At 60.1% G+C, this 20,019-nt stretch carries 16 protein-coding genes; 8 read left to right on the forward strand and 8 right to left on the reverse strand.

What is annotated here, in order from left to right:
- Window position 1: 1 nt before the first annotated feature.
- Window positions 2–1,129, reverse strand: coding sequence for a muconate cycloisomerase family protein (locus PSEBG33_RS04705; protein WP_005791355.1), 1,128 nt, complete (start codon window positions 1,127–1,129; stop codon window positions 2–4).
- 114 nt (window positions 1,130–1,243) lie between these two features.
- Between PSEBG33_RS04705 and PSEBG33_RS04700 the strand changes: the two genes are divergently transcribed.
- Window positions 1,244–2,119 carry a LysR family transcriptional regulator gene (locus PSEBG33_RS04700; protein ID WP_005791357.1) on the forward strand — a complete coding sequence of 292 codons (876 nt, stop codon included), beginning with the start codon at window positions 1,244–1,246 and terminating at the stop codon, window positions 2,117–2,119.
- A 71-nt stretch (window positions 2,120–2,190) separates the two neighbouring features.
- Here PSEBG33_RS04700 and PSEBG33_RS04695 read toward each other — a convergent pair whose 3' ends face one another.
- Window positions 2,191–3,183: an AraC family transcriptional regulator gene (locus PSEBG33_RS04695; protein ID WP_005791359.1), complete on the reverse strand. Its 993-nt coding sequence runs from the start codon at window positions 3,181–3,183 to the stop codon at window positions 2,191–2,193.
- Between the two features lie 313 nt (window positions 3,184–3,496).
- On the opposite strand from PSEBG33_RS04695, the gene antA reads away from it, so the two are divergent.
- From antA to PSEBG33_RS04675, 4 genes are all read left to right on the forward strand, one after another.
- Window positions 3,497–4,888, forward strand: a complete 1,392-nt coding sequence (antA, locus tag PSEBG33_RS04690; protein ID WP_005791361.1) for an anthranilate 1,2-dioxygenase large subunit — start codon at window positions 3,497–3,499, stop codon at window positions 4,886–4,888.
- Window positions 4,888–5,379 (forward strand): anthranilate 1,2-dioxygenase small subunit, encoded by a 492-nt coding sequence (gene antB / locus PSEBG33_RS04685; protein ID WP_005791362.1) that lies wholly within the window; start codon window positions 4,888–4,890, stop codon window positions 5,377–5,379. Before antA ends, antB begins: the two co-directional genes overlap by 1 nt.
- Window positions 5,380–5,397: 18 nt before the next feature.
- The gene (antC, locus tag PSEBG33_RS04680) at window positions 5,398–6,405 is read left to right on the forward strand and encodes an anthranilate 1,2-dioxygenase electron transfer component AntC (protein WP_005791364.1); all 1,008 of its coding nucleotides are present in this window, start codon (window positions 5,398–5,400) and stop codon (window positions 6,403–6,405) included.
- Window positions 6,406–6,476: 71 nt separating this feature from the next.
- Window positions 6,477–7,877 carry an amino acid permease gene (locus PSEBG33_RS04675; RefSeq protein ID WP_005791366.1) on the forward strand — a complete coding sequence of 467 codons (1,401 nt, stop codon included), beginning with the start codon at window positions 6,477–6,479 and terminating at the stop codon, window positions 7,875–7,877.
- A 79-nt stretch (window positions 7,878–7,956) separates the two neighbouring features.
- On the opposite strand, the gene kynA is transcribed toward PSEBG33_RS04675, so the two are convergent.
- A complete protein-coding gene (gene kynA / locus PSEBG33_RS04670; RefSeq protein ID WP_005791367.1) occupies window positions 7,957–8,814 on the reverse strand; it encodes a tryptophan 2,3-dioxygenase in 858 nt (285 codons plus the stop codon).
- Complete coding sequence (gene kynB / locus PSEBG33_RS04665) at window positions 8,811–9,461, reverse strand: arylformamidase (RefSeq protein ID WP_005791369.1); 651 nt, start codon at window positions 9,459–9,461, stop codon at window positions 8,811–8,813. Before kynB ends, kynA begins: the two co-directional genes overlap by 4 nt.
- Before the next feature lie 369 nt (window positions 9,462–9,830).
- Between kynB and PSEBG33_RS04660 the strand changes: the two genes are divergently transcribed.
- The 3 genes from PSEBG33_RS04660 to PSEBG33_RS04650 all read left to right on the forward strand — a co-directional run bounded on the left by PSEBG33_RS04660 (window position 9,831) and on the right by PSEBG33_RS04650 (window position 14,151).
- The gene (locus PSEBG33_RS04660) at window positions 9,831–10,175 is read left to right on the forward strand and encodes a cupin domain-containing protein (RefSeq protein WP_003194115.1); all 345 of its coding nucleotides are present in this window, start codon (window positions 9,831–9,833) and stop codon (window positions 10,173–10,175) included.
- Window positions 10,176–10,667: 492 nt separating this feature from the next.
- Window positions 10,668–10,868, forward strand: coding sequence for a hypothetical protein (locus tag PSEBG33_RS04655; RefSeq protein ID WP_005791371.1), 201 nt, complete (start codon window positions 10,668–10,670; stop codon window positions 10,866–10,868).
- A gap of 400 nt (window positions 10,869–11,268) precedes the next feature.
- Window positions 11,269–14,151: a UDP-N-acetylmuramoyl-tripeptide--D-alanyl-D-alanine ligase gene (locus tag PSEBG33_RS04650; RefSeq protein WP_232289396.1), complete on the forward strand. Its 2,883-nt coding sequence runs from the start codon at window positions 11,269–11,271 to the stop codon at window positions 14,149–14,151.
- Here the strand turns inward: PSEBG33_RS04650 and PSEBG33_RS04645 are convergent.
- The 4 genes from PSEBG33_RS04645 to PSEBG33_RS04630 are packed head-to-tail and all read right to left on the reverse strand — an operon-like array spanning window position 14,148 to window position 19,848.
- Window positions 14,148–15,002: an alpha/beta hydrolase gene (locus PSEBG33_RS04645; RefSeq protein WP_157264231.1), complete on the reverse strand. Its 855-nt coding sequence runs from the start codon at window positions 15,000–15,002 to the stop codon at window positions 14,148–14,150. The genes PSEBG33_RS04650 and PSEBG33_RS04645 overlap by 4 nt on opposite strands.
- Window positions 15,003–15,053: 51 nt before the next feature.
- Complete coding sequence (locus PSEBG33_RS04640; protein ID WP_032803970.1) at window positions 15,054–16,220, reverse strand: HlyD family efflux transporter periplasmic adaptor subunit; 1,167 nt, start codon at window positions 16,218–16,220, stop codon at window positions 15,054–15,056.
- 50 nt (window positions 16,221–16,270) lie between these two features.
- Complete coding sequence (locus tag PSEBG33_RS04635; RefSeq protein ID WP_005791377.1) at window positions 16,271–18,454, reverse strand: type I secretion system permease/ATPase; 2,184 nt, start codon at window positions 18,452–18,454, stop codon at window positions 16,271–16,273.
- Window positions 18,451–19,848: a TolC family outer membrane protein gene (locus PSEBG33_RS04630; protein WP_050549390.1), complete on the reverse strand. Its 1,398-nt coding sequence runs from the start codon at window positions 19,846–19,848 to the stop codon at window positions 18,451–18,453. Before PSEBG33_RS04630 ends, PSEBG33_RS04635 begins: the two co-directional genes overlap by 4 nt.
- Between the last annotated feature and the right edge of the window lie 171 nt (window positions 19,849–20,019).

Here is a 20,019-nt window from a genome sequence, read left to right on the forward strand (position 1 = left end):
CTTAGTGTTTGTCACGGCAAAAGAACGCCAGACGCTCTTCATCGAGCGCCAGGCCCAGGCCCGGAGCGGTGGAAACATGCAGCTGGAAATCGCGGTACACCGGTGGCTCGGCAAGGATGTCTTCGGTGAGCAACAACGGGCCGAACAGCTCGGTGCCCCACGCCAGTGTGTTCAGCGTGAGGAAGGCATGGGCCGACGCCAGGGTGCCGATACCACCTTCGAGCATGGTGCCGCCGTACAGGCCGATGCCTGCCGCCTCGCCGATCGCCGCCGTACGCAGCACGGCGCGGGGCCCACCGTTCTTGGCAATCTTGAGGGCAAACACCGAGGCCGCGCCTTCACGCGCCAGGTTGAACGCATCTTCGACACACTCGATGGACTCATCGGCCATGATCGGCACCGGGCTCGACAGGTTGAGCCGGGCCATACCGCCACGGTTGTTGCGTGAGATGGGTTGCTCGATAAGGTCGATACCGTTGTCGCCGAGCACCTTGCACGCCCGCAGCGCCACGGCCTCATCCCAGGCCTGGTTGACGTCGACACGCACACTGGCGCGCTCGCCCAGGGCTTTTTTGATCGCGATCACATGGGCCAGGTCGCGGCTGACTTCACCGGCGCCGATCTTCAATTTGAAGATGCGGTGACGGCGCAGGTCGAGCATTTTCTCGGCCTCGCTGATGTCCTGTTCGGTATTGCCGCTGGCCAGGGTCCAGGCCACCGGCAACGCGTCACGCACGCGCCCGCCGAGCAGTTCGCTGACCGGCAGGCCCAGGCGTTTGCCGAGGGCGTCGAGCAAGGCGCTTTCGATGCCGGATTTGGCAAAGGTGTTGCCGCGAATACTGCGCTCCAGGCGCAACATGGCGGCGTTGATATTGTTCGCATCCTGGCCGATCAACAGCGGCGCGAAATGGCGGTCGATGTTGACCTTGATGCTGTCGGGGCTTTCATTGCCATAGCTGAGGCCACCGATGGTGGTAGCTTCGCCGATGCCTTCAATGCCGTCGGTGCACCGCAGACGGATAATCACCAGGGTCTGGTTTTGCATAGTGTGCATCGCCAGCTTGTGCGGGCGAATGGTGGGGAGATCGACGATGAGGGTGTCGATCGACTCGATGGTGCAAATCGGCATGGCAATACCCGTTGGGTTCTTTATAGATTTGCGTCGATTCTGTTCCGCATTTTTTCGGGCTTCCAATATAGAATTGGTCTTGTTCGATACCCTCAAGGTATGAAAGGAGTCGATATGGAACTGCGTCACTTGCGCTATTTCCAGGTGCTGGGCGAGACCCTCAATTTCACCCGGGCTGCCGAACGCCTGCACATCGCCCAGCCGCCCTTGAGCCGGCAAATCCAGCAGCTGGAGGATGAACTCGGGGTGCTGCTGCTGGAGCGTAGCCGACCGTTGCGCCTGACCGAAGCCGGGCGGTTTTTCTATGAACACGCCAATGTGCTGCTCGAACAGTTGGGCACGGTTTGCGACAACACGCGGCGTATCGGCCTTGGCGAGAAGACGTGGCTGGGCATCGGCTTTGCACCCTCGACCTTGTACGGCGTGCTGCCGGAACTGATTCGCAGGCTGCGCAATCACGAGGCCCTGGAGCTGGAGTTGGGCTTGTCGGAGATGACTACGCTGCAACAGGTCGAAGCGCTCAAGGCCGGGCGCATCGATGTGGGTTTCGGGCGCATTCGCATCGACGACCCGGCCATCGTCCAGCGCGTATTGGTGGAGGATCGCCTGGTGGCCGTGCTGCCCAGCGGCCACCCCTTGCTGGGTACCCCTGCCACCCTCGCCCAGTTGGCCACCGAGCCCTTTGTGCTCTACCCAGGCAACCCGCGCCCCAGTTATGCCGACCATGTGATCGCGCTGTTCGACGCCCACGGTTTGAGCCTGAAGGTGGCGCAGTGGACCAACGAGTTGCAGACCGCCATCGGCCTGGTAGGCGCCGGTATGGGTGTGACGCTGGTACCGGCGTCGGTGCAGGTGCTGCATCGGGCGGATATTGGCTATACGCCGGTGGTGGAGGCGACTGCGACCTCGCCGATCATTCTGAGCCGACGGGTGAATGACCAGTCGCCGGGGCTGACTCATTGCCTGCAACTGGTGGAGGAGTTGATCTGAGATTCCATATGCACTGAAAATCCAATGTGGGAGGGGGCTTGCTCCCTCCCACATTTTGATCTTCATCAGGTTCAAGTAATGCGCAGGCGCTTGCGTTGCAATGTCTGGCTGGGCGACTCATCAAACAGCTTGCGGTACTCCGCCGAAAACCGCCCCAAGTGCGTAAACCCCCAACCCAACGCAATTTCAGAGATGGTTCGGATCGAGCCCTGTTCAAGAATCTCCTGACGCACCGCCCCCAACCGATGCTTCTTCAGATACGCCATGGGCGACAAGGCGAAGTACTTGCGAAACGCATCGAACAGCTTGAACCGCGACACCCCAGCCGCCGCCTCCAGGTCTTCCAGGTGCAGCGCTTCACGGGCGTTGTCGTGGATGTACTGGCGCGCACGAATCAGGTAGTGCGGCAGTTTTACCCCCAACACCTCGCGCAATTCTTCAGAATAGTTATTCGGCTGGGCCAGGATCAGCCCTTTGATCAGCGAGCTTTCCAGGTCCCGGGTAAATGCGGCCTGCTCGTACAACTCGCTGCTGCATTCCAGTTCGGCGATGAAGTATCGCGCCATGCGCCACCACGAAGCCGGGGCGCCGTCCACGGCATCCATCACCGATTCAAAGCGCAGCGGCGCATCAATGGGCCGTTGCAGCAAACCTTCCAGCGACTCGCTCATCGCCGCACGGGTGATCACCACCTGCAACTTGCGACAGTCACCGGAAATCGCCAGCACCTGGTGCTCGTTGGGTGAAATGATCACGCCCTGGTCGCGGTTGGACCTGAGGCGTTCACCGTTCTTGCTCAGTTCCTGTTCGCCCACCAACGGCAGGCTCAGGCTGTAGCTGCTGAAATGCTCGGCGTCTTCGATGTCGATGGTCACGTCGGTGCCGTACTCAATCACGCCCAGGGTGGTGGCGCGGGACTTGAACACGTTGGCGCTGTGGTGAAACCGCAGGCGCTCGGGGGTGGCCGTCGCCAGGCGATGGGGCCCGCAGATACCGGACATCCAGCTGCGGGCGCCTTCGAGGTCAAAGCGTTGAATGTGAATATCGCGTGTCTGGCTACTCATCGGGCTGCACCCACGGCGGTTAGGCGTTTGCGCGCTCTGGCGGCGCGTCGTTGAACATCGACAGCAAGTTCCAAGCCACGTCGGCACCGTTGCAACCACGTGGATAGCAACCGTCGACTATGTGGATAAATTCAGATTTTCTGCGACCGTCACCTGCAATGACAGTAGCCCATTGCGTCACCGCGCCGCACCGTGTTGGGTATTTGCTGCCCAACTTTGCGGCCCATCTTCCCCCATTAAGCGGATAGCCCACCGCCCTCTTGCAGCGCCTTAATGGCTCACCCGTTTTAGCCATTATCAAAAGGTGCCTCCCATGAGTGGTGCAAGAACCGTCGAGCAGTGGAAAACCTTTATCGAAAGCTGCCTGGACTTTCGCCCGGCAGATGAAGTGTTCCGCATCGCCCGCGACATGTTCACCGAACCCGAGTTGTTCGACCTGGAGATGGAACTGATCTTCGAGAAAAACTGGATCTATGCCTGTCACGAAAGCGAACTGGCCAATAACCACGACTTCGTGACGATGCGTGCCGGGCGCCAGCCGATGATCATCACCCGCGACGGCGAAGGCCGGCTCAACGCGCTGATCAATGCCTGCCAGCATCGCGGCACCACCCTCACTCGCGTGGGCAAGGGCAACCAGTCCACCTTCACCTGCCCGTTCCACGCCTGGTGCTACAAAAGCGATGGCCGGCTGGTCAAGGTCAAGGCGCCGGGGGAATACCCGGAAGGTTTCGACAAAGCCACCCGCGGCCTGAAAAAGGCGCGCATCGAAAGCTACAAAGGCTTTGTGTTTATCAGCCTTGACGTAAACGGCACCAACAGCCTGGAAGATTTCCTTGGCGACGCCAAAGTGTTCTTCGACATGATGGTCGCACAATCGGCCACGGGAGAGCTGGAAGTGCTGCCGGGCAAGTCGGCCTACACCTACGACGGCAACTGGAAGCTGCAAAACGAAAACGGGCTGGACGGTTATCACGTCAGCACCGTGCACTACAACTACGTGGCCACGGTGCAGCACCGCCAGCAGGTCAATACCGAGAACGGCGCAGGCGCGAGTACAACGCTGGACTACAGCAAGCTCGGCGCCGGCGACGCGAATACCGATGACGGCTGGTTCGCCTTCAATAACGGCCACAGTGTGTTGTTCAGCGACATGCCCAACCCCAGCGTACGTTCCGGCTACGCCACCATCATGCCGCGCCTGGTGGCCGAACATGGCCAGCAAAAGGCCGAATGGATGATGCACCGCCTGCGCAACCTGAACATCTACCCCAGCCTGTTCTTTCTCGACCAGATCAGTTCGCAGCTGCGCATCATCCGCCCAGTGGCCTGGAACAAGACCGAGATCATCAGCCAATGCCTGGGGGTCAAGGGTGAATCCGACGCGGATCGCGAAAACCGCATTCGCCAGTTCGAAGATTTCTTCAACGTCTCGGGCATGGGCACGCCGGACGACCTGGTGGAGTTTCGCGAAGCCCAGCGCGGTTTCCAGGGCCGCCTGGAACGCTGGAGCGATATATCACGGGGCAGCCACCGCTGGGAGACCGGACCCACGCCCAACAGTGAAGCCATCGGCATTCAACCGGCCATGACCGGCACTGAATTCACCCACGAAGGCTTGTACGTCAACCAGCACCGCAATTGGCAACAGTTTCTGCTCAAGGGTTTGGACCAGCAGGCCCTGAGCCTGCGGGAGGTGAAGTGATGAATGCGCAATTGCAGTACCGGGTCGAGCAGTTTTTTTACCGTAAATCCGAACTGTGCGACGCCCAGGACTGGGACGCCTACGTGCAGTTGTTCGACCCCCAGAGCGAATTCCATTTGCCGCAATGGGACTCGGAACACGTCTACACCAAAGACCCAAAACGTGAGATGTCGTTGATCTACTACGCCAACCGTTCAGGCCTGGAAGACCGCGTGTTCCGCCTGCGCACAGGCAAGGCTGCCTCGGCCACGCCAATGCCGCGCACTCTGCACCTGATCAATAACCTGCGCATTTCGGAGCAGGCTGACGGCACCTTGGAGGTGCGCTTGAACTGGCACACGTTGTTCTATCGCCTGGCCACATCCGAGCAGTTCTACGGGCATGCCACGTACCACCTGAAGCCTGCGGGCGACAGCTGGCTGATCATGCGCAAGCACGCCTTGCTGCTCAACGACACCATCAACTCGGTGCTGGATTTCTATCACCTATAGGCACCGGGAGTTTTTCCAATGAATCACAAAGTGGCCTTCAGCTTTGCCGATGGCAAAACCCTGTTCTTCCCGGTGGGCGCCAATGAAATCCTGTTGGATGCAGCCCTGCGCAACGGTATCAAGATCCCGCTCGATTGCCGCGAAGGCGTGTGCGGAACCTGCCAGGGGCGTTGCGAATCCGGCGAGTACACCCAGGACTATGTCGACGAAGAAGCGCTCTCGAGCCTCGACCTGCAGCAACGCAAGATGCTCAGTTGCCAGACTCGGGTGCAGTCCGACGCCACCTTCTACTTCGACTTCGATTCAAGCCTGTGCAATGCATCCGGGCCAGTGCAGGTACGCGGTACGGTGAGCGACGTGCAGCAGGTCTCCACCAGTACGGCGATCTTGCAGGTGCAACTGGACCAGCCACTGGATTTCCTGCCCGGCCAGTACGCTCGTGTCGCGGTGCCCGGCACCGACAGTTGGCGCTCCTACTCCTTCGCCAATCGGCCGGGTAACCAACTGCAGTTCCTGGTGCGCCTGCTGCCGGATGGGGTGATGAGCAACTACCTGCGCGAACGCTGCCAGGCGGGCGACGCGATGCTGCTGGAGGCGCCATTGGGGGCGTTCTACCTCCGGCATGTCACCCGGCCGCTGGTGCTGGTGGCGGGCGGTACCGGGTTGTCGGCGTTGCTGGGTATGCTCGATGAACTGGCGGCCAACGGTTGCTCGCAACCGGTGCACCTCTACTACGGCGTGCGCAGTGCCGAGGATTTATGCGAAGCGGCGCGTATCCAGGACTACGCGAGGAAAATCCCGGGATTTCGCTACACCGAAGTACTCAGCGATGCTTCATCCGAATGGCCCGGCAAGCGCGGCTACCTCACCGAACATTTTGACCTGGCCGAATTGCGGGACAGATCGGCGGATATGTACGTGTGCGGCCCCCCTCCAATGGTCGAATCCATTCAACAATGGCTGGTGGATCAGGCACTTGATGGCGTTCAGCTGTATTACGAAAAGTTTACGCAGAGTAATATCTGACCCTCAGCAGTTCTGAGGGGCCGATGCGGCGTGCAATCACCCTTGAGAAAAACAAGTAGAAGGGAATGTTAATGGCGGATGACATGGTTAACCCGGTGGGCCTCAAGCGTGGCCTGAAGAACCGGCACATTCAGCTGATCGCCTTGGGAGGCGCGATTGGTACAGGCTTGTTCCTCGGCTCGGCCGGGGTACTCAAGTCGGCGGGGCCGTCGATGATCCTGGGCTATGCAGTGGCCGGCTTTATCGCGTTCCTGATCATGCGCCAGCTCGGCGAGATGATCGTCGAAGAGCCGGTGGCCGGCTCCTTCAGCCACTTCGCGCACAAATACTGGGGCGGCTACGCGGGTTTTCTGGCGGGTTGGAACTACTGGGTGCTCTACGTGCTGGTGGGCATGGCCGAGTTGACGGCGGTAGGCAAGTACATCCAGTTCTGGTGGCCGGAGATTCCAACCTGGGTCAGCGCGCTGGTGTTCTTTGTTGCGGTGAACCTGATCAACACCCTGAACGTGAAGTTCTTCGGTGAAGCCGAGTTCTGGTTTGCGATCATCAAGGTGGTGGCGATTGTCGGCATGATCGTGCTCGGCTGCTACCTGCTGTTCAGCGGCACTGGCGGCCCGCAAGCGTCGGTCAGCAACCTGTGGAGCCACGGCGGTTTCTTCCCCAACGGCGGCATGGGGCTGCTGATGTCCATGGCCTTCATCATGTTCTCGTTCGGCGGCCTGGAACTGGTCGGCATCACCGCCGCCGAAGCCAGCGAACCGCGCAAGGTGATCCCCAAAGCGATCAATCAGGTGGTGTACCGCATCCTGATTTTCTACGTCGGCGCGCTGACCGTGCTGTTGTCGCTGTACCCGTGGGATCAATTGCTGCAAACCCTCGGCGCGTCGGGCGATGCCTACAGCGGCAGCCCGTTTGTGCAGATCTTCTCGCTGATCGGCAACGACACCGCCGCCCACATCCTCAACTTCGTGGTGCTGACCGCGGCGTTGTCGGTGTACAACAGCGGCGTGTACTGCAACAGCCGCATGTTGTTCGGCCTGGCCGAGCAGGGTGACGCGCCCAAGGCGCTGATGAAGCTGAACAAACAAGGCGTTCCGCTGCGGGCCCTGGCGATTTCGGCGTTGGTGACGATGCTGTGCGTGGTGGTCAACTACGTCGCGCCGCACAGTGCGTTGGAGTTGCTGTTCGCGCTGGTGGTTGCTTCGTTGATGATCAACTGGGCGCTGATCAGCCTGACCCACATCAAGTTCCGCAAGGCCATGGGCGAGCAAGGCGTGACGCCGTCGTTCAAGACCTTCTGGTTCCCGTTCAGCAACTACCTGTGCCTGGCGTTCATGGTGATGATCATTGGCGTGATGCTGGCGATTCCGGGGATTCGCGAGTCGGTGTATGCGATGCCGGTGTGGGTGGGAATTATCTACATCGCCTATCGGTTTCGGATCAGAAACGGGAAAGTTGCAGTCACCCAGTAAACTCTGTGGGAGGGGGCTTGCTCCCACATTTTTAGCTGCATTCCAAATGAAAAGCCCCGCAGATGCGGGGCTTTTTTGTTTAGAGCGTGGAACGTACTCGCCAGAGTTCAGGGAACAGCACCGTGTCGAGCATCTTGCGCAAATACCCCACGCCTTCGGTGCCGCCGGTACCCGGCTGAAAGCCGATGATGCGCTCCACTGTGGTGACATGTCGGAAGCGCCATTGGCGGAACGAATCTTCCAGGTCGATAAACTTCTCGGCCAATTGATACAAGTCCCAATACCGATTCGGGTCGCGATACACCTCGCGCCACGCCGCCTCCACGGAGTCGTCATGCACTGTGGCCGCCGTCGGGTCGCGCTCGGCGCGCTGAGGGTCAATCGCCAGTCCGGCCTTGACCATCAGGTTGACCGCTTCGTCATACAGCGACGGCGTGGCAATCGCCACCTGCAATTGCTGCAGCAAATCCGGGCGATGAGCATGGGGCCGCAGCAGCGCCGGGCTTTTGTTGCCCAGGATAAATTCGATCTCGCGGTACTGGAACGACTGAAACCCCGACGACTGCCCCAGGAACGGGCGAATCGCCTTGTACTCCGACGGCGTCATGGTCGCCAGCACGGCCCAGGCGTGCACCAGTTGATCGAAGATCCGCGACACCCGCGCCAGCATCTTGAACGCTGGTGGCAGCTCACCCAGGCGCACATGTTCGCGGGCAGCCTTGAGTTCGTGAAGCATCAGCTTCATCCACAGCTCCGAGGTCTGGTGCTGGATGATGAAGAGCATTTCGTTGTGGTCTGGAGAAAGCGGGTGCTGGGCGCTGAGGACTTTGCCCAGGTCCAGGTAATCGCCATAGCTCATGGACTCGGAAAAATTCAGTTCGGCGTTATGCCATTCTTCCGGCGGTTGGTAATCAGCTGAGAAAGGACATTGGCTCATCGCGTGGGCTCCTTGAGCGGGCGGAGAATGGCGCGGACCGGGCTGGCATCGAGATGGGCAAAACGTAGCGGCAGCGCGATCAGTTCATAGTCGCCCTCCGGCACTTCATCGAGCACGATGCCTTCGAGGATCGCCATGCCATGGCGCGCCACGGCGTTGTGGGAATCCATGGTCTTGGATTGTTGCGGGTCCAGGGACGGCGTATCGATACCGATCAGGCGCACACCCAGGCCGGCGAGCAGCTCAATGGTTTGCGGGGCGATGGCAGTGAAATTCGAATCCCATTCAGTCAGTGGCGCTTGTGGATAAGTACGCAACAACACGCGCTCCGGCAGGTTATCCACACGCCCTTGCAACTGATGCGGCTGCACCAACGCGCCGCTGCCCAGGCAATGCAATACCCGGCACGGCCCCATATATACATCCAGCGAAACCTCGCCAATCGGCGCGCCATCGGCGCTGTAATGCAGCGGTGCATCCACATGGGCACCGGTGTGCGGCGACAGGGTTACGCGCCCCACATTTACCGGACACTCCGGGCCGAACTGCCACACGCGCTCTTCCTGGAACGGCGTATCGCCCGGCCAGGTCGGGGTCGCCGTGCTCAAGGGCGGGCTGATATCCCACCACGTTTTTATTGGGTTCATTGCAAGGCTCTCACTGGGTACTGGGGTGAATGATACGAGGGCCAGCTCTGAATTTTCTTGCGAATTCTGGCGTGAGATGGGAAATATTTCGCACTTACTGCGAGGAAATGGTCAGTTACTGCGCAAATCTTTCGTTTAGACATGCCCCTTGTGGGAGCCGGGCTTGCCCGCGATGACGATGGCGCAGCCAGCCTCTTCATTGCCTGACACTCCGCTATCGCGGGCAAGCCCGGCTCCCACAGGGATGGGGGTGATTTCCAGCTCATCACATGGCCTGCGCTTCTGGACATCCCGATGTCGAGTTCAGACCACTGGCGCGGCGCCCAAGGCCTTAGGGTTGAGCTTTCCCTTCCCTGCCTCGGAGTCATCATGTCCAAGCCCATCACCGTACTGCGCGACACCCACCCACTGCCGGTCCTGGATGCCTGCAAATGGGAAAAGCTTGAAGGCGACCCGCACACCGTCAACCTCAACGCCTATACCAGCGAAGACGGCAGCAAGATCATGGGCACCTGGATCTGCACGCCGGGTAAGTGGTACGTGGAGTACGTGAAGTGGGAATACTGCCATTTCCAGGAAGGCTACTGCGTGATCACGCCTGAAGGCATGGCGCCGATCCATCTGCGCGCTGGGGATATCTTCGTGGTGGAGCCAGGCATGAAAGGTACCTGGGAAGTAGTGGAGACCGTGCGCAAGTACTTCGTTTTTGCTTGATCCCGCCACCTGAAAAAGGGTCATCCTGGCCCTTTTTGCTTTAACCCCCTCGACCTCGCCCCTACGTCCCAACCACAAAAATCAAAAGCAAACAACAGCTTTTTTTCGATCTGTATTTTTCGGCGAAACGCTGAAAAAAAACCCGGCATAATGCGCAAGAATCGCCTGACCACATTTATCAGCGCGCCTATACACTACTTTAGTTATAGACAGTATTAATTTTGACAGCCCCCACTACTTCGTATAATTTCATTGGAGCCTTGTTAGTATTCAGGCTCATTGGATTACAATCGCATGATAATAGGGATATTGGTAAAAGGTGCAGGAGCTCACATTATCTCAACTTTCAATCACCCTCTGTAGAAAACACCAGGAGAGTTGAATTAGAATCCCGCTGTACTGACTGCACGGTTCAAGGCTTCAATACTTCTCGTATCACTTGCTGCCCGCGGCAGTTGAGACCGCGCTTTTGTATGTAAAAGGACTAGAAAAATGCCTGATAAAACTACGCGCCTGACCATCCTCATCGACGCGCCGACCAAACAACGGCTGGAATCCTTGTCCAACGACGTTGACCTTACTATCTCTCAGGTCATTCGCAAACTGATTCGCGATCACCTCCAACAGCACGAAAACCTCGTGGCTTCACCTGTCAGAGAGCCTGCAAAGGAAGACTCTTCGATGTATTCCTGATATATAAATTCGAACATCAGCCTACGTACGGACAATAACTTCTGCCGCGAGAAAGTTTGCATTTCTTGACGTACCCAGCGTCAATTAATAATAGCCGTCGCCAAGTTATGATGCATGGAGAGTTTTGCCTGTGAAACAGCAACTGCTCGCTTGCCACACTCTTTTGAGCAAACACGCTAACGAGCTGACTGTCTCAGCAGACGCCCCGCACACCTGCACTTTATTTTTTTCAATAAGTGATAGTACCTACCGTGCGGTGGTTTTTCATATTACCGCTGACAACTTCGAAACTGCCTGGCGATTGGGTGAGCTTGAACTCGAACGTCTCTGCTCCCACGCTCCACGCCAAGGGTCTGATAAAACCGATCGTTCATGGATCCGCGTCGAACGTGCGTTCAACGTGGCGCCAATAACCTGGGAACAGTTCAGTGAGCGCCTCAAGCGCCACAAGCGCAACTACTTCAGGCACGGCCTTGCATTCGATGCCGATATGCAGCTGGCAATCACCGAACAGGAATTGAATGCCAATGCCATCCTGTACGGCGGCAGCGACATTGCCCACGCGACCTTCAACACCAATAACTTCGTCACCTATGCCAAGCGGCGGTTCAGCGGCTCACAGGCCGCAGCCATCGTGGCAGCGCTTGCCCCCGAAACCCGCGTGTTCACCTTCAACACCATCGGTGTGTTCTGCGCCGAAGATGGCATCGCCCACCCCCTTAACAGCAGCGGGCCGCAAACCGGCTGGCGTGCCCTGGGAGTGCTCGCACCTGATGATGTTCGGGCGTGTATAAGCAGCGCATCCAGCTACCTGAGCACACAGGTGCAAGACAGCGGGCAATTTATCTACGGCTACTTCCCCTGCTTTGACCGAACCATCAAAAACTACAACACGCTGCGCCACGCAAGCACCACATACTCGATGATCGAGGCCTGGGCACTGACCGGCGATGAACAGCTCAAGGCAGCGATCGAGCGCTCGCTGAATCACCTCGCCGAGGTACTGATCAGACCCTCGTTGCTGCCCAATGGCAGCGTGGCGGCGTTTCTCATCGACACCGATAACGAGATCAAGCTGGGCGGCAATGCGGTGTGCCTGCTGGCACTGGTCAAGTACAGCGAAGTCACCGGCACTCGCCGTTACCTACCGCTTCTTGAAGCCCTCGCCAACGGCATGGCCTGGATGCAGGATCCTGTCAGCGGGGCGTTTGTGCACGTTTTGCATGCCCATGACCTGAGTGTCAAAGAGCCCTTCAGGGTTATCTACTACGATGGCGAGGCCGCTTTCGGGTTGATCCGCCTCTATGGGCTGACCCACAACGAGCGCTGGCTGGCCGTGGTGGAAAAAGCCTTCGATTATTTCATCGAGAAAGAGCACTGGCGCGAGCATGACCATTGGCTCAGCTACTGCGTGAACGAACTGACCCGCTACCGACCTGACGAAAAATATTTTCGCTTTGGCCTGAACAACGTCGCCGGCTATCTGGGGTTCGTCCAGCAACGCATCACCACCTTTCCGACGTTGCTGGAGTTGATGATGGCAGCGCAGCAGATGCTGACACGCATCGCCCGGCAACCATCACTGCGCCACCTGCTTGAAGAGATTGATCTGCACGCGTTCTACCGCGCGCTGCATCATCGCGCCCGCTATCTGCTCAATGGCTATTTCTGGCCGGAACTGGCGATGTATTTTGCCAACCCGGCGCGCATCGCCGGGGCCTTCTTTATTCGTCATCACGCGTTCCGGGTACGGATCGACGATGTAGAACACTATCTTTCCGGGCTGATCGCTTACCACCGTTATCTGCTTGATGGTGCCCCTCAGGTCAGTTGGGTCCAGGCCGAAACCGGCGTGGATCAAGCCTGGAACGCAGATACCCTGGCGCAAGTCACCCAGGGCACGTGGGCAACCCCACCGCCGCCCGGCTGGCGCGCAACGGGGCTGACGCCCTCCATGCAGTTCTTCAAGCCGCAGCGGATCCTCAGTCGCCATCCCAGCCGGGTCGGCCCCAATGAAGCGCAATCGGCGCAACGCTGGGCCCAGGCCAAACCCGAACGTCGACCGTCAGCCTTCCTGTGTGTAGACCCCACCCCCTACCTGGGCAGTGGGCTGCCGGTATTGCAGGTTGCCGACACCAGCGAGGCCATGTTGCAGATGGGCCGCCACGCCCGGCAGCACTTCAGTGGAACAGTGTTTGGCGTGACCGGCAGTTTCGGCAAGACCACTGTGGTGGCGATGCTTGCCCAGGCGTTGAAACCCTGGGGCAACGTGGGCCAGACCGAAGCCAACGCCAACCTGCCCCACGGCATTGCCTGGAACCTGGCGAGCATGACCGAGCCGGCAGAATTCTGGGTGCTGGAAATGGCCGTTGGGCGTATGCCGATCAACTCGGCGCTGGTTCGCCCGCAGATCGCCGTCGTCACCGGCATCGCACCGGCGCACTTGGAGTATCACGGAACCCTGGAAAACCTGGCGCGCAAAAAAAGCGCGATATTCGCCTCCATGGCCCCGGGTGGTCACGCGGTACTCTGTCGCGACATGCCTTACTACGAGCTGTTCGCCGAAGCCGCCGAGGTGGCCCACTTGCACGTGGTCAGCTTCGGCGAGCACCCCGAAGCCGACCTGCGCTTGCTGGATTGGAACAGTGAAGTCCATCAAGTAAACGTCAACGCACTCCTTGCCGGGCAACCCTTGAATTTCAGTCTGAAGGCGCGCGGCAGGCATATGGTAATCAACGCGCTGGGAGTACTCGCGGCCCTGTCTGCACGCGGGCTTGCGGTCGAGCAGGCGCTGGAAACCCTGGACACTTTCATGCCCGTCGAAGGCCGCGGCAATACCTTGTCAATCGCCTGCACAGGCGGCCACTTCCAACTGATCAACGATGCCTACAACGCCAACCCTGGGTCGATGAGTGCCGCCCTGCGCTCAATGACCGATCTGCCTGCCCCACCGCAGCACCGTGTGCTGGTGCTGGGGGATATGCTCGAACTCGGGGCCGACGCCCAACGTTATCACCTGGAGATGGCCGAGCCTTTGCGGGCGGTGGCGCCACGGCATGTGGTGCTGTGCGGCCCGTTGATGCACGCGCTGTACCTGTCGTTGCGTGACGAGCTGCCAGTGCAATGGTTCGAGAATGCCAAGGCGCTGAACCAGGCACTGGCGAACGACCCGCAACCGTGGTTTCAGCCTGGCGATTGGGTCATGGTCAAGAGCTCGGGCGGGACGGGGCTGTCGCAGCTGTGTGATTGGTTGAGCTCACGCGAACAGGTGGTGCCGGCCTAGCCCGCGCACTGCGCCGCCGTCTTCAGCCCGATGTCATGGCGCAACTGGTGAAAGGCCGTCGGCACGCCTTGGGCCTTGATCAAATGCGCCTGATGCCCGGCCCGCGTCAGTGCCTGGAAGAAAGCTTCCTGCAGGGCGAACGGTGCGACCTGATCGTCCGGGCTGCCAATCACATACAACTGCCGTGCGGGTGCGACGGCGATACCATCGATGTGCCGGGCCGGGTCATAAGGGTGCAGCAACCCATTGGTGTCACGCCCAGGCCTTGAAGGCAGGCCCTTGCTCTGGCGGATCATCTGCGCCCGCTGCACCAGCGAGAAAGCACCGGAAGTCATCACCGCGCATTTCACGTCGGTACGGCCCAGCGTCAACAGTGCGGCGGCAGCCGTAGCGCCACCACTGTGCCCGAGCAACACGAACTGCCCAATGCCATAGCGCTCGCGCAACTGATCCAGCGCCCCATTGAGCACAATGAACTCCTGCGCCTGACGCCGTTGCCCGTGGTTGCCGCTGGAACCGTAGGTGCCGGGGCGCGCTACGATCACCAGGGGCACACCCGCGCGCTTGGTCAGCATCGTGGCCTGGCTGACTTTGGCGGCCAGGGTGTTGCCGGCAATCGCCTGCGGCGCACGATGCATCTCGCTCGTGCGATCACCGTGGAACATCACAATCACCACGGGCGCACGCTCCAGGGCGCCGCCAGCGAAGTAACGAATGCACGCATCGCCTCGGGCAATCTCGACCCACAGCGCCGAACCCGGCTCAGTGCAGGTGGCGCGGTCGGCGGGCGCATTCCAGCGCAGCGGGGTCGTCGCCTCATCGAACGCCTGCGCCCAGGACGTACAGACCATCGTCAGGCCGAACAGCACACCGATGCCGAACGTTCTACCCATCCTGCCTCCCTAGCGTTCTCGCAACGCTTCGCGTGCCCGATTCATCGGTTTGATCAGGTAGTCGAGCACGGTTTTCTGACCGGTCTTGATGTCTACCGAGGCGATCATGCCGGGCACGATCGAGAACGTCTTGCCGGCCTTGTTTTTCAAGGTGTCGGCATCGGTGCGGATAAACACCCGATAGTAAAAAACTTCCGGTTTGACTTCGTCCTGAATGGTGTCCGGCGAAATGGTCACTACCTTGCCGTCCATGCCGCCGTAAATGGCATAGTCATAGGCCGTGATCTTGACCTTGGCCATCTGGTCGGGATGGATGAAGGCAATGTCCCTGGGCGAGACTCGCGCCTCGATCAGCAACTGTTCATCCAGCGGCACAATCTGCATCAGCCGCCCATTGGGAGGGATGACGCCGCCGATGGTCGTGACCTCGATATCCTTGACGATACCGCGCACCGGCGAGCGCAAGGTCAGGCGGGTTACCGAATCCGAACGCCCGCGCATCACCGACGACAGCGTCTGCACATCCGCGTTGACCTTGGCCAGGTCCTCACCGGCGCGCACCAGGTAATCGGAGCGCGCCTGGCTGAGTTTCAATTCCAGCTCGGCCTTCTGGCGCTTGAGGCGCAGCACCTCGACATTGCTGGCAGCCCCGACCTTGGCCAGGTTCTCGGTAATCTCCAGCTCACTGCGCACAAGCCCCAGGGAAGAGCGCACACCGGCCAGGGATTCCTCAAGGCCTTTGCGTCGGGTGTTGAACAGATCGGTCTCAGCGCTGATCAGCGCCGGGTAACGTGACAGCTCCGCTGGGAATGCCAACGGCTTGCCGTTCACTTCCGCCTGCAACCGCGCCACGCTGGCCAGGGACGCACGGTACTTGGAAGCGCTTTCATCGAAGTTGGATTCGGTCTTGGTCGGATCAAGCCTGGCCAGGACCTGCCCCTGTTTGACGATATCGCCCTCCCCCACATTCAGCTCCGTGACGATCCCGCCTTCCAGGGACTGAATGATCTGCTCGCGGGAGGTGGGAATGACCTTGCCGCTGCCGGTGGACACCTCGTCCACTTCAAACACGTAGGCCCAGGCGCCAAACGCGACAAGCATGACGGCCACCCACGCCACCACCCGTGTAGCGCGCAGCACCGTACTGTCATCCACGCCCGCGTGGGGGCGGCCGATGTGTTCGTCTTCACTGGCAAGCAGGGGGATTGTTTTCAGCGCATGGGTTTTCACTGGTTTTTCCCCTTGGGTCTGGATAGCCGTGCAATGGCGTTGTCCTTGCTGTCATCGACGATGACCTGGCCGTTGTCGACCACAATGATGCGGTTGACCAGGCTCAATACACTCATGCGGTGGGTGGCGATGATCAGCGTGCGATGGGCCGCCCAGCGATCCAGGTTCTGAATCAATTGGCGCTCGGTGGCTTCATCCAGGGACGCGGTGGGCTCGTCGAGCAAGACAATATGCGGTTGGCGAATGATCAAGCGTGACAACAGCAACGATTGGCGCTGGCCGCCAGAGAGGCCGAGCCCGCCTTCGAGGATCAGGTGGTCCATGCCGTCGGCGAATTTGCCGATGAAGTCGGCGGCGCCGGTTACCGCCAGGGCCTGGAGGATTTCCTCATCCGATGCATGCGGCGCCCCCATGATCAGGTTGTCACGCAGGGTGCCGTGGAACAGACGCGAGTTTTGCGTCATCAACCCCACATCCCGGCGCACGTCCGCCGGGTCGAGATGGCCCAGGGCAACCCCGTCGAGGCTGATGTTGCCGCTCTTGAGGTCGAGCATCCCGGCCAGGGCCTGCAGCAAGGTCGATTTGCCCGCGCCGTTACGGCCGAGAATGGCGATGCGCTCGCCCGGCTGGATCTGCAGATCCGCCACCAACAACGCCGGCACCGGCGCTTCATCGCAATACTGGAAGGCCGCCTGTTTGAGCACGTAGTGACCGCGCACCACCGGTAAATGCACGCGCTTGCTGCCTTCAGCGTGGTCCACCGGCAATTCCATGATGCGGTTCAAACTCTGCAATGCCACCTTGGCCTGCTGCCAGCGCGTGAGTACCTGAGTGATCTGCGACATCGGCGCCATCATGCGCGAGGCCAGGATCGAGGCGGCCACCAGGCTGCCGGTGGTCATATCGCTGGCCATGACCATGGGCGCCCCGAATACGACGACCACGGCAAACACCGAGCCCTGGACGTTGTTGCTCCATGCCACCAACTTATTGGTGAGCAGGCGCAGGCGCAGGCTGGCATCGCCACACGTGGCGTTGTAATGGTTCCATTGCTGCGAAAAACGCTGCTCGGCTTGCAGGGCCTTGATGTCGTCGAGGCCTTGTACGGTTTCAACCAGCATCGCGCTGCGCAACGCGCCTTCGCGCATCGACTCAGTGGCCAACGCCGCGAGTTTTTTCTGCGCCAGCAGGCCCGGCACCACCAGAAACAACACGGCCACCAGGGGCACAGCGACCAACGGACCGGCGATCAACCAATAGATCACCAGAAACAGCAGGAAAAACGGCAGGTCTGCCAGTGCGGTCGCCGTGCTTGAGGTGATCAGTTCACGCAATTGTTCCAATTCCTTGAGTTGGGAAATGAACGAACCGGTGGACTTGGGTCGGGCGCTGTTGCGCAGGCGGATGGCGTGCCCGAACACCAGGTCCGAGACGCGCAGGTCGGCGCGTTTGCCGAGCATGTCAGTGATGCGCACGCGGGTGATGCGCATGATGAAATCAAAGACCAGCGCCAACATCACGCCGCCGAACAGCACATACAGGGTGGGCATGGATTCGGCGGGAATAACGCGGTCGTACACCTGCATCGAAAAGAGCACGCCGGCGAGGCCAAGTACGCTGGTGACCAGGGACGCCAGCATCACGTAGCCATACGGCCGCAGGTCGCGCAGCACGATGGCACTGAACCAGTTCTTTTGGTACGGCTTGATGTAATCATCGACGCGAGTGTCGCGCACCGCGCGCATTGGCCGCAGAGTCACCGTCTTGCGTGCCTGCTCAAGCAATTCGCGGCGGCCCAGACGGCTTTGCAAACCGCCATCACCGCTGTAGGCGATGCCGATGCTGTCATCCTCACCGATGAGCTCCAGCACACCGACCTGCCCATCCGCAAACTGCACCACCAGCGGCAACTGGCGCTGCATCAGGGTTGCGGCGCTAAAGTCGCCGATCACGCAATTCAACCCGGCCTGACGCGCCATACGCCGCACCACGTCTTCCACTGACGCGCTGTCGGTCCATTGGGCTGCCAGGCGCACGCTTTGCGCTGAACACTCCAGGCGGTAATGGCGGGCCACCCCAAGAATTGCCTCCAGCCATACCTCGTAATCAAAGGTCGGCGGCGGTGTGTGGTGTGGGGGCGCTGCACTCAAGTCGTCATCCAGTTTCACGGCTTCATTCATGGCCGAATCTCCACACCCTGCAGGGTGCTGTTGTCCAAATGGAACGCCGTGCGAAGCCCGCCCGTGTTGTAGAGGCAATCGATATTCAGGCGACGCAGGTCTGCCGCCGTGTTTTCCCGATCCATGCGCGCCTGGTGGATTTCCTGCTCGGCATTGAGCAAGTCGAGCAACGGCCGCGTGCCCAGTTCAAGGTATTGCTGGCGATAAAGGTCACGGGTTTCGGAGATGCTGCGCTCACGAAAATCCAGGGTCGACAGACGTTGCGACAAGCTTGATATCTGGTCGCGGGCTTCGAGCAAACCCTGGCGAACGGCAAGCCGCGCGGCGTCGTTGGCCGCCTCGGCCGAGCGCAGCGCCTGCTGCGCGGCGGTTTTGCGCGCGGTGATTGCGCCGCCCTGGTACAGCGGCATCTTCACGTTGAGAAACACGCCATAGCGGGTGCGATCGCGGCCGCCGGGCAGGTTGCTTTCATCGTTGTTATCCAGGTAGTGCGTGATGGACGGGTCCAGCGACACCGTGGGCAAGGCTTCGGCACGCGCCTGTGCAATCAGTGCCAAGGCATCGACCCGCTGGGCCTGGGCGATCAGCAACGTGGGGGTGACGGCGGCATCGGGCACCACGCCCACGCAGGACTGTTCCAGGCTGGCAGGAAAGCCGCTGGCCACGTTCACCGGCGACTGGGCCCCCAGCAAACTGCTCAAGGCGCTGCGCCAGCGGTTGAATTGCGCGGTGAACTGCATTTGGGTGGCCATTGACGCCTCGACCCGCGAACGGGCCTGGATCAAATCGGAACGGGTGCTGGCGCCCATGTCGCTGCGTTTTTTGGCCAGTTCGGCAATCGCCGAAATTCCCTCGATCTGCTCGCGGGCCACAGTCACCAAACGTTGCGAGCGTTGCAGTTCGATCATTGCAAACGAGGTGTCGCGGGCCACTTGGTCAATCGACAACAGGATCGCCGCCTGGCTGCCGCTGACCCGCGCCAGTGCGCTGTCCACTGAGCTGGAAACCTTGCCGAAGTCATAAAGCATCTGCGACGCCGACAACGAAAACGCTCGGCTTTGGCCATTGCCACTCAAGCCGCTGTCATAGCCCGAATTGAAGCCACCGCTGACTTGCGGGTAATACCCGGACCGGGCGATGTTCACGTTCTCGTTTTGTTGGTACAGCTGGCCGATCGCCTCGGCAATCGCCGGGTGCCACTCTACGGCCAACTGAATGGCGCGCATGAGGTCGAGGTTGCTCGGTATGTTGCGCTGGGGTGCCACCGGTGCGCTGACGCCCGCTGGCCCTCCCGGTAAATTCGTGCCCAGGTTGCTGGGGCTGATGATGTTGACGGGTTCTTCATCGTCGAAAAGCGACGTGGCCATGACCGGCTCAATCCCTGGCGCGATCATTGCGACTGCCAGAACCGTGGCAGACAGTTGGTTGGCCAAACTCTTATGCCTCACTGCAAGTCACCTGACTGTTGTCAAACCGGAGGGGGACAACAACGAACCGTGACTGGCATCAGTCACGGCCCATCGCTGCAAGCTTGTTGGTAAGGAAAACCGGGCATTGCGGCCCGG

This window comes from Pseudomonas synxantha BG33R (assembly GCF_000263715.2).
In the GTDB taxonomy this organism is placed as follows: Bacteria; Pseudomonadota; Gammaproteobacteria; order Pseudomonadales; family Pseudomonadaceae; genus Aquipseudomonas; species Aquipseudomonas synxantha_A.

Excerpts from the sequence above, each read along its gene's own strand:
- PSEBG33_RS04705 (WP_005791355.1), bottom strand. The coding sequence starts at position 1,129 with ATGCCGATTTGCACCATCGAGTCGATCGACACCCTCATCGTCGATCTC.
- PSEBG33_RS04700 (WP_005791357.1), top strand. The coding sequence starts at position 1,244 with ATGGAACTGCGTCACTTGCGCTATTTCCAGGTGCTGGGCGAGACCCTC.
- PSEBG33_RS04695 (WP_005791359.1), bottom strand. The coding sequence starts at position 3,183 with ATGAGTAGCCAGACACGCGATATTCACATTCAACGCTTTGACCTCGAA.
- antA (WP_005791361.1), top strand. The coding sequence starts at position 3,497 with ATGAGTGGTGCAAGAACCGTCGAGCAGTGGAAAACCTTTATCGAAAGC.
- antB (WP_005791362.1), top strand. The coding sequence starts at position 4,888 with ATGAATGCGCAATTGCAGTACCGGGTCGAGCAGTTTTTTTACCGTAAA.
- antC (WP_005791364.1), top strand. The coding sequence starts at position 5,398 with ATGAATCACAAAGTGGCCTTCAGCTTTGCCGATGGCAAAACCCTGTTC.
- PSEBG33_RS04675 (WP_005791366.1), top strand. The coding sequence starts at position 6,477 with ATGGCGGATGACATGGTTAACCCGGTGGGCCTCAAGCGTGGCCTGAAG.
- kynA (WP_005791367.1), bottom strand. The coding sequence starts at position 8,814 with ATGAGCCAATGTCCTTTCTCAGCTGATTACCAACCGCCGGAAGAATGG.
- kynB (WP_005791369.1), bottom strand. The coding sequence starts at position 9,461 with ATGAACCCAATAAAAACGTGGTGGGATATCAGCCCGCCCTTGAGCACG.
- PSEBG33_RS04660 (WP_003194115.1), top strand. The coding sequence starts at position 9,831 with ATGTCCAAGCCCATCACCGTACTGCGCGACACCCACCCACTGCCGGTC.
- PSEBG33_RS04655 (WP_005791371.1), top strand. The coding sequence starts at position 10,668 with ATGCCTGATAAAACTACGCGCCTGACCATCCTCATCGACGCGCCGACC.
- PSEBG33_RS04645 (WP_157264231.1), bottom strand. The coding sequence starts at position 15,002 with ATGGTCTGTACGTCCTGGGCGCAGGCGTTCGATGAGGCGACGACCCCG.
- PSEBG33_RS04635 (WP_005791377.1), bottom strand. The coding sequence starts at position 18,454 with ATGAATGAAGCCGTGAAACTGGATGACGACTTGAGTGCAGCGCCCCCA.
- PSEBG33_RS04630 (WP_050549390.1), bottom strand. The coding sequence starts at position 19,848 with ATGATCGCGCCAGGGATTGAGCCGGTCATGGCCACGTCGCTTTTCGAC.